General features: G+C 68.3%; 11 protein-coding genes. 6 read left to right on the top strand and 5 right to left on the bottom strand.

What is annotated here, in order from left to right; all coding sequences use genetic code 11:
* Positions 1-314: 314 nt before the first annotated feature.
* Positions 315-1,514 carry a porin gene (locus C5F75_RS23675; protein WP_059574542.1) on the top strand — a complete coding sequence of 400 codons (1,200 nt, stop codon included), beginning with the start codon at positions 315-317 and terminating at the stop codon, positions 1,512-1,514.
* A gap of 114 nt (positions 1,515-1,628) precedes the next feature.
* On the opposite strand, the gene C5F75_RS23670 is transcribed toward C5F75_RS23675, so the two are convergent.
* From C5F75_RS23670 to pdxR, 3 genes are all read right to left on the bottom strand, one after another.
* Complete coding sequence (locus tag C5F75_RS23670; RefSeq protein WP_059574540.1) at positions 1,629-2,048, bottom strand: cupin domain-containing protein; 420 nt, start codon at positions 2,046-2,048, stop codon at positions 1,629-1,631.
* A 10-nt stretch (positions 2,049-2,058) separates the two neighbouring features.
* A complete protein-coding gene (locus tag C5F75_RS23665) occupies positions 2,059-2,496 on the bottom strand; it encodes a carboxymuconolactone decarboxylase family protein (RefSeq protein WP_059574538.1) in 438 nt (145 codons plus the stop codon).
* Positions 2,497-2,592: 96 nt separating this feature from the next.
* A complete protein-coding gene (pdxR, locus tag C5F75_RS23660; protein WP_060011342.1) occupies positions 2,593-4,077 on the bottom strand; it encodes a MocR-like pyridoxine biosynthesis transcription factor PdxR in 1,485 nt (494 codons plus the stop codon).
* Between the two features lie 165 nt (positions 4,078-4,242).
* Between pdxR and C5F75_RS23655 the strand changes: the two genes are divergently transcribed.
* A complete protein-coding gene (locus C5F75_RS23655) occupies positions 4,243-5,160 on the top strand; it encodes a LysR family transcriptional regulator (RefSeq protein ID WP_059574534.1) in 918 nt (305 codons plus the stop codon).
* A 122-nt stretch (positions 5,161-5,282) separates the two neighbouring features.
* A complete protein-coding gene (locus C5F75_RS23650; RefSeq protein ID WP_060011344.1) occupies positions 5,283-6,032 on the top strand; it encodes an SDR family oxidoreductase in 750 nt (249 codons plus the stop codon).
* Positions 6,033-6,098: 66 nt separating this feature from the next.
* Here C5F75_RS23650 and C5F75_RS23645 read toward each other — a convergent pair whose 3' ends face one another.
* Positions 6,099-7,745: a glycoside hydrolase family 32 protein gene (locus C5F75_RS23645; protein WP_104012792.1), complete on the bottom strand. Its 1,647-nt coding sequence runs from the start codon at positions 7,743-7,745 to the stop codon at positions 6,099-6,101.
* A 176-nt stretch (positions 7,746-7,921) separates the two neighbouring features.
* Positions 7,922-9,505, bottom strand: coding sequence for a glycoside hydrolase family 68 protein (locus tag C5F75_RS23640; RefSeq protein WP_059574527.1), 1,584 nt, complete (start codon positions 9,503-9,505; stop codon positions 7,922-7,924).
* Positions 9,506-9,692: 187 nt separating this feature from the next.
* Here C5F75_RS23640 and C5F75_RS23635 point away from each other — a divergent pair, with 187 nt between their 5' ends.
* From C5F75_RS23635 to C5F75_RS23625, 3 genes are all read left to right on the top strand, one after another.
* The gene (locus C5F75_RS23635; RefSeq protein ID WP_059574525.1) at positions 9,693-10,721 is read left to right on the top strand and encodes a substrate-binding domain-containing protein; all 1,029 of its coding nucleotides are present in this window, start codon (positions 9,693-9,695) and stop codon (positions 10,719-10,721) included.
* Positions 10,722-11,070: 349 nt separating this feature from the next.
* Positions 11,071-11,757, top strand: coding sequence for a type 1 glutamine amidotransferase domain-containing protein (locus C5F75_RS23630; RefSeq protein WP_059574523.1), 687 nt, complete (start codon positions 11,071-11,073; stop codon positions 11,755-11,757).
* A 141-nt stretch (positions 11,758-11,898) separates the two neighbouring features.
* Positions 11,899-13,008: an NADH:flavin oxidoreductase/NADH oxidase gene (locus C5F75_RS23625; RefSeq protein ID WP_059574521.1), complete on the top strand. Its 1,110-nt coding sequence runs from the start codon at positions 11,899-11,901 to the stop codon at positions 13,006-13,008.
* Positions 13,009-13,097: the final 89 nt, after the last annotated feature.

The raw sequence follows: 13,097 nt of genomic DNA, 5'->3' as shown, positions 1-13,097 counted from the left end.
TCAGCTTCGATCGCGCATTTGTAAGATGTTTGGTTGCCGAAGGCGTCTGACGACATCGGACGGTCGCGTTGCACCCGTAAAAATGTAAAGCTAGGGTTTTCACCGGCAAATGCCGGAAAGGCCCGCCGCACAAGCATTTCGAGCTGTTATGTAACCGTTTGGTGAACGCCCGCGTTGCGTCGATCATACGATGACCGACTGCACATGTTGGGAAACAATTGGTAATCCGTCAGAATCGCGTCGGCATGTACTCGCACATGTGTCGGTCACAAAACCACACCAGAAAAGAAACATTCTTTGAGGACGGAGAATCAATGAAAAAGCGCGTCGCTTTCGCCATGACGGCAGTGGGTCTCGCAGCCGCTACCGCCGCCCACGCCCAGAGCAGCGTGACCCTGTACGGTATCGTCGACAACGGCCTGGCATACCAGAACAACGCGGCCCCGTCGACGGGTGCGACGACCGGCGGTCACTCGAAGGTATCGATGTCCACCGGCGTATGGGCAGGCAGCCGCTTCGGCCTGAAGGGCAGCGAAGATCTCGGCGGCGGCACGAAGGCGATCTTCCAGTTGGAAGCAGGCGTGAACTCGGCGACCGGCGCGTCGCAATGGGCAGGCGGTATCTTCACCCGCCAGGCATGGGTCGGTATGACGAACCAGGCGTACGGTACGCTGACGGCCGGCCGTCAGTACACGGCGTACTACACGCTGCTGTCGCCGTACAGCCCGACGACGTGGCTGACGGGCGCATACGGCGCGCACCCGGGTGATATCGATTCGCTGGATACCAGCTACCGCGCGAACAACTCGCTCGTCTACATGTCGCCGAAGTTCTACGGCTTCACGGTCGGCGGTTCGTACTCGTTCGGCGGCGTGCCGGGCAGCGTCAACCGCGGCTCGACGTGGAGCGCGGCGGTCCAGTACCTGAACGGCCCGGCAGGCATCGCGGTCGGCTATCAGAAGGTCAACAACTCGACGCTCGGCGGCGGCGTGTGGGGCGACAACTCGACGGTCACGAGCGGCGGCCAGCCGGCGGTGTCGGCGCTCAATGCCGGTTATCAGACGGCGCAATCGCAGCAGCGCATCGGCGTGACGGCCGGTTACCAGTTCACGCCGGCGTGGGATGTGTCGGCGTCGTACACGAACGTCAAGTACACGCCGGGCGTCGGCTCGGTGTTCCGCAACAGCGCGATCTTCAACACGGCCGGCGCCGTGCTGCACTGGAAGGCAGCGGCTCAGTGGGACTTCGCGGTCGGCTACTCGTACACGGCGGCGACGCAGTCGAACGGCATCACGAGCGCGGCCAAGTACCATCAGGTCACGCTGTCGCAGTACTACAGCCTGTCGAAGCGCACGGGCCTGTACGCACTCGAGGCTTACCAGCACGCGTCGGGCAATACGCTGAGCAAGACTGGCACCATCCAGGCAGCAACGACGCAGATCGGCGACGGCGTGGCGGCAGGTTCGAAGCAGAACCAGATCGCTGTCGGCGTCGGCATGATCCACCGCTTCTAAACGTCGCGCGGCGCGCGAGCGCCGCTCACGGCATGCGGTATGAAAAAACCGGCTTTCGAGCCGGTTTTTTCGTTTACGTCGCGAGCATTCGCCCGATTCGTCCGATTCTCCGGATCACTGATCGATCGGCGATTTCAGCGGCTGATGCTCGCCCGTCAGCCCGAACACGACCAGTTGCGCGGGCTCGGTCGCGCTCGCGTTGCGCGATACCTGATGGCGCGAGCCGGGCGGCTCGTACCAGCCTTCGCCGGCGCGATAGCGGCGCAGCGGGCCGCCGTTCACCTGCGACAGCACTTCGCCTTTCGACACGACCGCGAAGACCGAGCCGAGATGCCGGTGCGCGTCGGACGCCTGACCGGGCGCATAGTCGACCGTCGCGACGACGACGAGCTTGCCGGGCGCTTCGGGCACGGCCTGCTGCATGATCGCGTGGACGCTGTCGCCGGCGTCGTGCGCGTGGGCGGCGGCCGGCAGTGCCGCCGCGAGCACGAGCCCGATGCACGGCGCGATGCGATGGAGCGGGGAGCGAATCATCGTCGCCGCCTTACTCGGGCATCTTGCGGAACGCGATCGCGAAGCGGTTCCACGAGTTGATCGTCGCGATCAGCATCGACAGGTCGAACAGCTCCTCGTCGGTGAAATGCGGCTTCACGGCTTCCCAGACGGCGTCGGGCACGTGGTTGCCGGCCACCAGCGTCAGCGCCTCGGTCCATTCCAGCGCCGCGCGTTCGCGCTCAGTGAAGAACGGCGTTTCACGCCACGTGACGACGGTCGCGAGACGGCGGTCGGTTTCGCCGCCCTTGCGTGCGTCGCTCGTATGCATGTCGACGCAGAACGCGCAGCCGTTGATCTGCGACGCACGCAGACGGACGAGTTCGGCGAGCGGCTTCTCGATCGAGCACTTCGCGAGGAATTCCTCGGCGTTGCGCATCACCTTGATCGCATTCGGGCTGGCGGCATAGAAGTTCAGGCGCGGTTGCATGGCAGGTCCTTTTCGGTTGGGTAGCGCCGGGGTGGCGCGACAGGACCCACTTTAGGACGCGTACTGGCCTGCTTGAATAGCCAATTCCGTGGAAATTCAGGTAACCAGTGGCGGCCCGCCTGCGATGCCGGCTTCCAGCAGCCGGGCCAGCTTCGCGAGCGCCGTGTCGATGCGCAGCGCGTCGATCCCGCCATAGCCGAACAGCAGCCCGGCACGCACCGGCACGTCCGCGTGGAACGCGGAGATTCCGTACAGGCCGATGTCCTGCGCCCGCGCCGCGCGGACCAGCGCCGCTTCGTCGAGCCCCGGCTTCAGGTGCGCGGCGAGATGGATGCCGGCGGTCGGCACGATCGCGTCGAACCACGGCGCGAGTTCGCCGCGCAGGTGCGCGATCAGCACCTTGCGCCGCGCGTCGTAGTGCTTCTGCACGCGTTTCAGGTGCCGCGCGAAATCGCCATCGTGCATGAAGCGCGCGAGCGCCGCCTGCGTCAGCGTGCACGTGTGCCAGTCGACGATCTGCTTCGCCTTGGCCAGCGCGCCGCGCAGCGCGCGCGGCGGAATCGCGTAGCCGATCCGCAACTCGGGAAAGATCGTCTTCGAGAACGTGCCGACGTACGCGACGAGGCCCGTGCGGTCGAGGCTCTTCAGCGATTCGACCGGGCGGCCTTCGAAGCGGAATTCGCCGTCGTAGTCGTCCTCGATGATCACTGCACGGCGACGCTGCGCCCATTCGAGCAGCGCGACGCGGCGGTCGAGCGTCATCGGCATGCCGAGCGGGAACTGATGCGACGGCGTCACGTAGACGAGCCGTGCGTCGTCCGGCAGCCGTTCCGTGACGAGGCCGTGCGCGTCCACCGGCACGCCGGTCACCGTCGCGCCGAGCGACGCGAACGCGGCGCGCGCGGGCGGATAGCCGGGATCCTCGACGGCGACGACGTCGCCCGGCCGCACGACGACGCGCGCGATCAGGTCGAGCGCCTGTTGCGCGCCTTGCGTGACGAGCACGTCGTCCCAGCTGCATGCGACCGCGCGGCTGAATCCGACGTAGCGCGCGATCGCGCCGCGCAACTGCGGGTCGCCGGCCGGATCGTGATACTGGCCGGGGCCGCGCGCCTGCTGGCGCAGCGCGTGATGCAGGCAGCGCCGCCATGCGTCGAACGGGAACAGCGTCTTGTCGGTCACGCCGCCGCGAAAGTCGAAGCCGGGCGAATCGTGCGGCGCGGGCATCGCGAGCGCGTCCGGCAGGTCGTTCCACAGCGCGCGCGCATCGACCGCGTCGATGCGCGGCATCTCGTCGACGATCGACGGCGCCGACGCGGCCGCGGCGTGCGGCACGCGCGCGAGGCCGTCCGCAACGAACGTGCCGTCGCCGGCGCGCGTATTCAGGTAACCCTCGGCCACCAGGCGCTCGAACGCGTCGAGCGTCGTCTTGCGCGACACGCCGAGCTGTTTCGCGAGGTCGCGCGTCGACGGCAGCCGCGCGCCGGCTTCGAGACGCCCGTCGACGATCGCGGTGCGCAGTTGCCGGAAGATTTGCCCCGTCAGGTCGTGACGGCCTTCGATGCGGATCGCGATGTCCATCGCAGTGGTTACCTCGATTCGTGTCATTTCGCCTCGGCCAGCATACCGGAAGTCGAGCGCGCCGGCGGCGGTTCGTGGCTCGTGGCCGCGGCCGCCATCGCGCGATTGGACCGCCGTGCGCTGCTGCCTTACGATCCACGACAAACCTCACCGCGGAGCGACCTCATGCTGTCCGAAGACGAACTGGCACTGCTCGACGCGATCCGCGCCACCGGCAGCCTGTCGCGTGCCGCCGCGCGGCTCGGCAAGGCGCCGTCGACGGTGTCGCACGCGGCGCGCCAGCTCGAAACGCGCTTCGACGCGCTGCTGTTCGACCGGCGCGGCTACCGGCTGCAGCTCACGCCGGCCGGACAATTGCTGGCCGACGAGGCGGCGCGGCTCGCGCTCGACGTCGCCCGGCTGACGCAGCGCGTGCGGCAGGTCGCGAGCGGCTGGGAGGACCGGCTGTGGATCGTCAGCGACGAGGTGCTGGAGTTCGATACGCTCGTGCCGGTCGTCCGCGCCTTCGATGCGCTCGATTCGGGCGTGTCGCTGCGTTTCACGCACGAGGTGCTCGGCGGGACCTGGGAAGCGTTGCGCGACGGCCGCGCGGATCTGGTCGTCGGTGCGACGAACGAGCCGCCGGCCATTCCAGGCCTCAAGTGGTTCGAACTCGGCGCGATGGAGTGGGTGTTCGCGGTGTCGCCGCGCCATCCGCTGGCGTCCGCGCGCGGCCCGCTGACGCGCGACGCGATCGGTGCGCACCGCTCGGTCGTCGTCGCCGATTCGTCGCGGCGCGCGGCCGGCCGCGCGTATGGCCTGCTCGGCGGGCAGGCCGTGCTCGCGGTGCCGTCGATGCGCGCGAAGATCCTCGCGCAGCGCGATGCGCTCGGCGTCGGCTGGGTGCCGCGCCGGCGCGTCGCGTCGCTGCTCGCGCGCGGCGAACTGGTCGAGAAGCAGACGGCCGATCCGCGCGAGCCGAATCTGTTGTACGTCGCGTGGCACGGCGATCGCGACGGCCGCGCACTGCAATGGTGGCTGGAGCAATTGCGCGAGCCGAGACTCGCACGGCGGCTGCTCGACGGGATCGACGTGGTCGGCTGAACGCGCCCGCGCGAACATGTTCGACGTTTTCGAACATGTTCGTCGCGCCCGTCGTACGGCAAGGCCGGGCGCCGCGCGCATCCTGTGTTCACGGTCAACTCACCGGTTCACAGGAGAACATCATGCAACGCTTCGAAGGAAAGACGGTCCTCGTCACGGGCGGCAACAGCGGCATCGGCCTGGCGGCCGCCCGGGCATTCGCGTCCGAAGGCGCGCGGGTCGTCATCACCGGGCGCGACGCCCAGACGTTGGAAGCCGCCCGCCAAACGCTCGGCGAAGGGGCGCTCACGATTCGCAACGAAGCCGGCAGCGTCGCGTCGGCCCGCGCGCTGGCCGATGCGCTCGCCGCCGCCGGCGTGCGGCTCGACGCCGTATTCGTCAACGCGGGCGTCGCGAAACTCGCGCCGTTCGCCGACAGCGACGAAGCGATGTGGGATCTCGTGTTCAACACCAACGTGAAGGGCGCGTATTTCCAGATCCAGTCGCTCGTGCCGCTGTTGAACCGCGGCGCCTCGATCGTGATCAACGGCTCGATCAACGCGCATGTCGGGATGCCCGGCTCGTCGGTGTACGCGGCGAGCAAGGCGGCCGTCAATTCGTTCGCGAAGACGCTGTCGACGGAACTGCTGCCGCACGGCGTGCGCGTGAACGTGGTGAGCCCCGGGCCCGTGCAGACGCCGCTGTACGGCAAGCTCGGGCTCGATGCGGCGGCGCTCGACGAGACGGCCGAGAAAATCAAGGGCCTCGTGCCGATCGGCCGCTTCGGCACGCCGGATGAAATCGCGTCGACGGTGCTGCACCTGAGCGCGCCGGAATCCGCGTTCATCGTCGGTGCGGAAATCATCGCGTCGGGCGGGATGGGGTTGCTCTGACGAGCCAGACGGGCGGGGACCGTCGCCGGCGATGCGATGCCGGACGCGCGGCCCCGTCACCCGCACCTATCGGGACGCGCAGGCGTCACGCGTATCGTCGCCGGCTTTCAGTTGCGTCACCGTCAATCCCGAGAACGTCGCGCGGCCGTGCTCGGCGAACACGGCCACGCGGTCCGCCTCGAGCGGCGGAAAGATCAGGTCGGTCAGCGCCACGCGGCCGCCGTTCGCGAATACTTCGACCGACCCGCGATCGACGACGATTTCGAGCCGCAGTTGCCCGTGCTCGAGCGGCAGATCGACGATGTGCTCGCGGCTGAACGTGCCGGCGAAATTCGTGTCGCCGGATTGCGACCGGTCGAGCGTCAGCGTGCGCTTCGTCGTGTCGTACACGATCCGCGTGCCGGTCGAGCCGTCGGCCGAGCGCCGGACGATCAGGCCCGCGCGCGCCGCATGCCGAGGCGAGATCGTCACCGTGATGCGCTGGACGACGCCGCGCGTCGCGGCCGACAGCACCCGCGTCGCGGAGTCGACCGTGACGTCGCCTTCGTGCACGGCGGGGCGGCTGTCGGCCCATGCGTCGAAGGCGGCGGCTGGCGCGACGACGAGGGTCGGCTCGCCGCCGATCGTCTTCAGCGACAGCTCGCGCGGCAGCGTGGTCGCGCCGCGCCACGGGGCGGTCGGCGCTTTCGCCGCGTAATCCCAGTTGCTCATCCATGCGATCGCGACCGGCCGGGCGCCGGGCGCGCCGGAGAACGTGCCGGCCGCATAAAAATCGGCGCCGTGATCGACCCAGCGGAATTGCGCGGGATCCGAGCCGGCCGGCGCGACGCGGTCGGGCACGAACGTGCGGCCGTCGAAGTTGCCGACGAAATACATCGCGCCGGAACCGCCGGCGATCGACCACGGGTTGACGTTGACGATCATCACCCACTTGATCCGTTTCGGATCGTCGTCGAGCGGCAGCGGCACGAGATCCGGCATTTCCCACAGCGCGCCCGCATGCGGCACGTCGGGCAGCGTGAAGTCGCTCAGGAACGACCAGTGGAGCAGGTCGTCGGAACGATAGAGCTTCACGACGTGCGCGTCGGCGACGACCGTCGTCATCAACCAGTAGCCACCCGGCGCATACCACGACACTTTCGGATCACGAAATTGCTTCGATTCCGGATCGAGCGTCAGCACCGGATTGTGCGCATACGGCTGCCAGGTCGCGCCCCGATCGAGGCTGTACGCGAGCGACTGCGCCTGTATGCCGGGTGCGTGACCCGAGCCGGGCTTGTAGACGCTCGTGTAAAGCGCGACGAGCGGCGTGTGGCCCGGTGTGCCGAGGCCGGACGTGTGCAGCGTATCGGCGACGATCGAGCCGGAGAAGATTTCCTCGGTGGCGTTCGCGCGCATCGCGACCGGCTGCTCGCGCCAGTGGACGAGATCGGTGCTGGTCGCATGGCCCCACGACATGTTGCCCCAGTCGTTGCCGAGCGGGTTGTACTGATAGAACAGGTGATAGCGGCCGTTCTCGTACACGAGCCCGTTGGGATCGTTCATCCAGTTGCGCTGCGGCGTGTAGTGGAGGGCCGGGCGCCATTGCGGCGTGCCGTTTTCGGCCGGCGCGCCGCAGGGTGCGACGGCGGCATGTGTGCAGGCGGCCGCGGCAAGCAGCAGCGCGGCGAAACGGACGGAAAGGCCGGAAGGGCCGGAAAGGCCGAACAACATTGATCTCATGCGTGATCCGGTGCTCCGTCGGGCGAAGCGGGAAAGGAGGGCGGATGCCGCTGCAACGGCGGCATGCGCAGTGGAGGAAGGAAAAAAGAGGAGGCGCACACGCGACACGCGCGATACGCGCCTCCTGAACCTCGTGCCTTTATCGAAGACGGTTATTGTTGGTGATCCTAATTGGCCTGCGCGTTGCCGTCGTTGTGGCCGGCCCCCGTCGCGGGCAGGTTCGCCGGGATGTCGCCGTAGCCGCCGAGGCCGCCGCGTCCATACGCGCGGTCGACCGACGTCGACGTGCCGTTGATGTTCACCTTCACCGTCGGCGCGAGCGTGCCGCCGCGGCGCGGGCCGATCGCATCGATGAACGACTCGACGAGCCCGCCCGGCATCACGTAGTGCGAATACGACTGGAATTCGCGCGGGTTCTGGTTCGGGTCCTGCGAATACGGCGCGCCGGCCGGGGCGGAGAAGTCGGTCGGGTTGCCGAGCACGAGGCCGCTGCCGCCGTTCAGCGGCAGGAAGTCGCTGCGGATGCCGTTGCCGACGAAGCCGTACACGCCGTCCGGGCCGTCGACGCCGGCCGCCATCGTCGTGCGGTGGCTGATCGTGAACAGGTAGTACTTGCCGTCCTTCAGATAGATCTGCGGGCGCTCGGTCTGGTCGTCGACGCAGTTCGCCGACAGGATCGGCGGCAGGAACTTCCATTCGGTCAGTTGCGGGTTCGTCGCGACCGCGAGGCCGACGTTGGCCTTTTGATACACTGCGCCCGAATTCATCACCGCGTTGAGGTCTTCGCGGTTCGGATCGTTCGGCGCGTAGCCGAGATCGGCCTCGGTGCAGGTGCGTGCGCCGCGCGGGCCGCCGGTGTTGCCTTCGAACACCATGTAGGTCTTGCCCGGATGCGCGGGGTCGGTGAACACGAACGGATCGCGGAACGAGAAGTAGGTGTTCTGCTGGCCGGTCTGGTAGTACTTGCCGTCCGGTTCCAGCAGCGGCTTGTGATCGCCGAAGCCGGTGAACCACACGTGCTTGTCGTCGGCGTGGATGTTGCCGTCGGTGCGCGTGATGATCGCCTGCGGCGGCGTGATGTCGGCGCCGCCGGGCGCCGAGCGGTTGAACGACGTCGCGGTGTAGTACAGGCTGACGTTGCTGCCGTGCGTGAGGCGCGCGGAGCCCGACCATTCGGCGTTGTTGGTCATCGGCGCGGTGCCGAATACCTTGGCGCTCGCGCCGTCCGGGAACAGGTGGCCGCCCCAGGTCCAGCCGCCGTTCGCGGGGCGTTGCGACGCGGGGATGCCCGCGCGGCGATAGAAGAAGCCGATGCGGGCGTGCACGTGCCGGTCGTCGAACGTGTAGCCCGCGTGCGGATCGGCGGTGAGCGAGAAGATCACCTCCCAGCCCTTGTAGCTGAGCTGGTTCGCGCGCAGGTCGGCCAGCGGCCACGTGTCCCACACCCACACGTTCGAGTTGATCAGCGGGAAGTCCTGCGGGATGTCCGGCATCGTCAGTGCTTGCGGCAGCGAGTTCTTGTCGGCACCGGCGGTGTGCGATTGCGCGACGATCTGGCGGATGTCCGCTCGCGTCCAGCGCATCGTGAAGTTGCCTTCGGGATCGTAGGCTTGCTGCGTGTGGGGCGTGGGCAGGGGCGCGCCCGTGCCGCCGGACTGCGCGTGCGCGACGGACGCGAAGGCGGCGAGTGCGCCGCCAGCGAGCAGCAAACGTTTGGCCGCGGTCGGGCGGAAAAGGGGAAAGTATGTCATCTCGTCGTTGTTTCCTGGAAAGGTGAAAGTGAACGGCTGAGTGGGCATCGATGTCCAAACCGGTTTGGATGCTATTTCAAACCGGTTTGGAACGCAAAAGATATTTAATTGACGGTAATCGTTACCAATTGGAAATAATTACCTGGTCGGTGTGTCCCGATGGTCGGGCGGCCGGGCGGAGCGGCGAATGCGAGGAGTGACGGTGAAGGTGAATCTGAAGGCGCTGTCGGACGCGCTCGGTCTGTCGCGCACGACGGTCAGCCGTGCGTTGAACGGTTACGACGACGTCAACGAGGCGACGCGCGAGCGCGTGGCGAAGGCCGCGCGGGAAATGGGCTACGTGGCCGATCCGACCGCGCGCCGGCTGGCGACGGGGCGGGCCGACATGATCGGCATCGTCTATCCGTTTGGCGCCGGCGATCTCGGCGATCCGCGCTTCGGCGAGGTCGTCGCGGGCATCACCGAGCGGCTCGCCGAGCGCAATCTCGATTTCATCATCGCGTCCGCGCGACCGAATGCGGAACTGGACACCTACCGGCGGATCGTCGACGGCAAGCTCGTCGACGGGCTGATCGTCGCGCGCACGCTGGTCGACGATCCACGGCTCGCGTACCTGCAGGCGAGCGCGTTTCCGTATGTCGCGTACGGCCGCACGCAGTCGGCCGGCCCGTATGCATGGTTCGACTTCGACAACGAGGCGGGCGCGCGCGACGCGGTGCGCCGGCTGATCGGCTTCGGGCATCGGCGCATCGCGATGATCAGCGCACCGCTGGCGCTGAATTTCGCCGCGCAACGGCGCGCCGGCTGTCTGTCGGCATTGCGCGAAGCCGGTATCGACGCGGATCCGGCGCTGCTCGTCGAGTGCCCGTTTACGCACGACGGCGGGGGGCAGGCAGCGCGGGCGCTGCTTGCGCAGGCCGAGCCGCCGACCGCGCTGCTGGTCGACAACAACATCGCGGGCGGCGGCGCATTTCGCGCGCTGGTCGACAGCGGGGTGCGCCTGGGTGCGGACCTGTCGCTGATCGTCTATGACGGCGTGCCGCCCGATATCGCGCATCCGTATCGTGTCACGGCGGTCGTGCAGCCGACCGGGCATGCATCCGGGCGCGCGCTGGCGGAACTGATGCTGCGGCTGCTGGACGACGGCGCGCGTGAGCATCGGCTCGAAGCGCCGACGATCGAAGCGGGCGACACGGACGGTCCGTTGCGCGGCTAGGTCCTCCGGCCGCGGCGAACCGAGGGCGGATGAGCGGGGCGGCGGGCGTGGTCGAACGACGCGCCGTCGCAAAGGCCATGACGTCGGCAGGGGCGAATGCGTGTTCTTCTAGACGACCGGTCTAATCCGGGGATATGATCCGTGCTGGTGAATGCGGCGACGTCCCTGGCGGATTCAGGCAGCGGGACGCCGTCGTTTTATTTCGGCCGCTTCTAGACGACTGGTCTAATAGGCATATATCGCATGCGGAGAAATGATTCGCACGTTGCCGCGCGCGGCCTGACTAACCGACAGGCGTGCCGCGACGCGCGGCGTCGTTCCCCGTTCATTTTCGAAGGAGTGTCCGATCATGAAGATTCTGGTTGTCCTGACCTCGCACGACACGCTCGGCGACACCGGCAAGAAAACCGGCTTCTGGCTCGAGGAACTGGCTGCGCCGTACTACACGTTCAAGGATGCGGGCGTCGAGCTGACGCTGGCGTCGCCGAAGGGCGGCCAGCCGCCGCTCGACCCGAAAAGCAGCGACCCGACGGCCCAGACCGACGCGACGCGCCGCTTCGACGCCGATGCGGCGGCCCGGGCCGAACTCGCGTCGACGCGCAAGCTGGCCGATGTGTCGATGGACGATTACGACGCCGTGTTCTACCCGGGCGGCCATGGCCCGCTGTGGGATCTCGCCGAGGATCTGCATTCGATCGGCCTGATCGAGCGCGCGCTCGCGGCCGGCAAGCCGGTCGCCGCGGTCTGCCACGCGCCGGGCGTGCTGCGCCACGTGAAGAACCCGCAGACCGGCGAGTCGGTCGTGCGCGGCAAGCGCGCGACGGGCTTCACCAACAGCGAGGAAGCGGCCGTCGAGCTGACCGAAGTCGTGCCGTTCCTCGTCGAGGACATGCTGAAGACCAACGGCGCGGCATTCGAGCGCAGCGCCGACTGGGCGCCGCATGTCGTCACCGACGGGCTGCTGATCACCGGGCAGAACCCCGCATCGTCGGCGCCCGCGGCCGAGGCGCTGCTCGCGAAGCTCGGCCACCGCTAAACACGCGGCGCCGGCCCGGCCGGCGCCGCGTCCTTGCCGTCGCCGGGCGCAGCCGGCCCGCCGACGGCCCGCATCGTTGCGCCGTGCGCCCCGCACGGCGCATTCCCAGCCGTTTTGCAGAACCAAGCAAAGGAGTCGTGGATGTCTGCCCTGTTCGAACCGTTCAAACTCAAGGATGTCACGCTGCGCAACCGTATCGCGGTGCCGCCGATGTGCCAGTACGTCGCCGAGGACGGCGTCGTCAACGACTGGCATCACGTGCATCTGGCCGGCATCGCGCGCGGCGGCGCGGGCCTCGTGATCGCGGAGGCGACGGCCGTGTCGCCGGAAGGCCGCATCACGCCGGGCTGCGCGGGGTTGTGGAACGACGCGCAGGCCGACGCGTTCGCGCCGTCGGTCGCGGCGATCAAGGCGGCCGGCGCGGTGCCCGGTATCCAGCTCGCGCACGCGGGCCGCAAGGCGAGCGCCAACCGCCCGTGGGAAGGCGACGACCATATCGCCGACGGCGATCCGCGCGGCTGGCAGACCATCGCGCCGTCGGCCGTGCCGTTCGGCGCGCATCTGCCGAAGGTGCCGCGCGAAATGACGCGCGACGACATCGCGCGCGTGCAGGCCGACTTCGTCGCGGCGGCGCGGCGCGCGCGCGACCTCGGTTTCGAATGGCTGGAGCTGCACTTCGCGCACGGCTATCTCGGCCAGAGCTTCTTCTCGGTGCATTCGAACCAGCGCACCGATGAATACGGCGGTTCCGCCGAGAACCGCGGCCGTTTCCTCGTCGACACGCTCGCGGCCGTTCGCAAGGTCTGGCCCGAGCATCTGCCGTTGACCGCGCGCCTGGGCGTGATCGAATACGACGGTCGCGACGAGGAGACGCTCGCCGAGTCGATCGCGCTCACGCAGCGGATGAAGCTCGAAGGGCTCGACATGCTGAGCGTGTCGGTCGGCTTCTCGACGCCCGACGCCCAGATTCCGTGGGGACCGGCGTTTCTCGCGCCGATCGCCGAGCGCGTGCGCCGCGAGGCCGGGCTGCCGGTGTCGTCCGCGTGGGGGATCGATACGCCGCAACTGGCGAATCGCGTGGTGGCGGAGCAGCAACTCGATCTCGTGATGGTCGGCCGCGCGCATCTGGCCGACCCGCACTGGCCGTACTACGCGGCCAGGCAGCTCGGTGTCGAGCGTCCGTCGTGGACGCTGCCCGCGCCGTACGCGCACTGGCTCGAGCGCTACCGGGTCGCCGACAAGGTGGCGTGAGCGACGCGTGACGACGCAGCGCCCGGGCGGCCCGCGCATCGCGCGTGCCGCCGATCCGGTGCCGATGGATAGAATGGCGGTTCGCGCAG

Source organism: Burkholderia anthinoferrum (assembly GCF_002925705.1).
Taxonomy (GTDB): domain Bacteria; phylum Pseudomonadota; class Gammaproteobacteria; order Burkholderiales; family Burkholderiaceae; genus Burkholderia; species Burkholderia semiarida.
This window is presented reverse-complemented; position numbering and strand designations above follow the sequence as displayed.

Bases quoted from the DNA above. Each gene is read 5' to 3' on its own strand.
- C5F75_RS23625 (WP_059574521.1), top strand. From the start codon at position 11,899: ATGTCTGCCCTGTTCGAACCGTTCAAACTCAAGGATGTCACGCTGCGC.
- C5F75_RS23640 (WP_059574527.1), bottom strand. From the start codon at position 9,505: ATGACATACTTTCCCCTTTTCCGCCCGACCGCGGCCAAACGTTTGCTG.
- C5F75_RS23675 (WP_059574542.1), top strand. From the start codon at position 315: ATGAAAAAGCGCGTCGCTTTCGCCATGACGGCAGTGGGTCTCGCAGCC.
- C5F75_RS23665 (WP_059574538.1), bottom strand. From the start codon at position 2,496: ATGCAACCGCGCCTGAACTTCTATGCCGCCAGCCCGAATGCGATCAAG.
- C5F75_RS23655 (WP_059574534.1), top strand. From the start codon at position 4,243: ATGCTGTCCGAAGACGAACTGGCACTGCTCGACGCGATCCGCGCCACC.
- C5F75_RS23635 (WP_059574525.1), top strand. From the start codon at position 9,693: ATGCGAGGAGTGACGGTGAAGGTGAATCTGAAGGCGCTGTCGGACGCG.
- C5F75_RS23630 (WP_059574523.1), top strand. From the start codon at position 11,071: ATGAAGATTCTGGTTGTCCTGACCTCGCACGACACGCTCGGCGACACC.
- C5F75_RS23645 (WP_104012792.1), bottom strand. From the start codon at position 7,745: ATGTTGTTCGGCCTTTCCGGCCCTTCCGGCCTTTCCGTCCGTTTCGCC.
- C5F75_RS23650 (WP_060011344.1), top strand. From the start codon at position 5,283: ATGCAACGCTTCGAAGGAAAGACGGTCCTCGTCACGGGCGGCAACAGC.
- C5F75_RS23670 (WP_059574540.1), bottom strand. From the start codon at position 2,048: ATGATTCGCTCCCCGCTCCATCGCATCGCGCCGTGCATCGGGCTCGTG.
- pdxR (WP_060011342.1), bottom strand. From the start codon at position 4,077: ATGGACATCGCGATCCGCATCGAAGGCCGTCACGACCTGACGGGGCAA.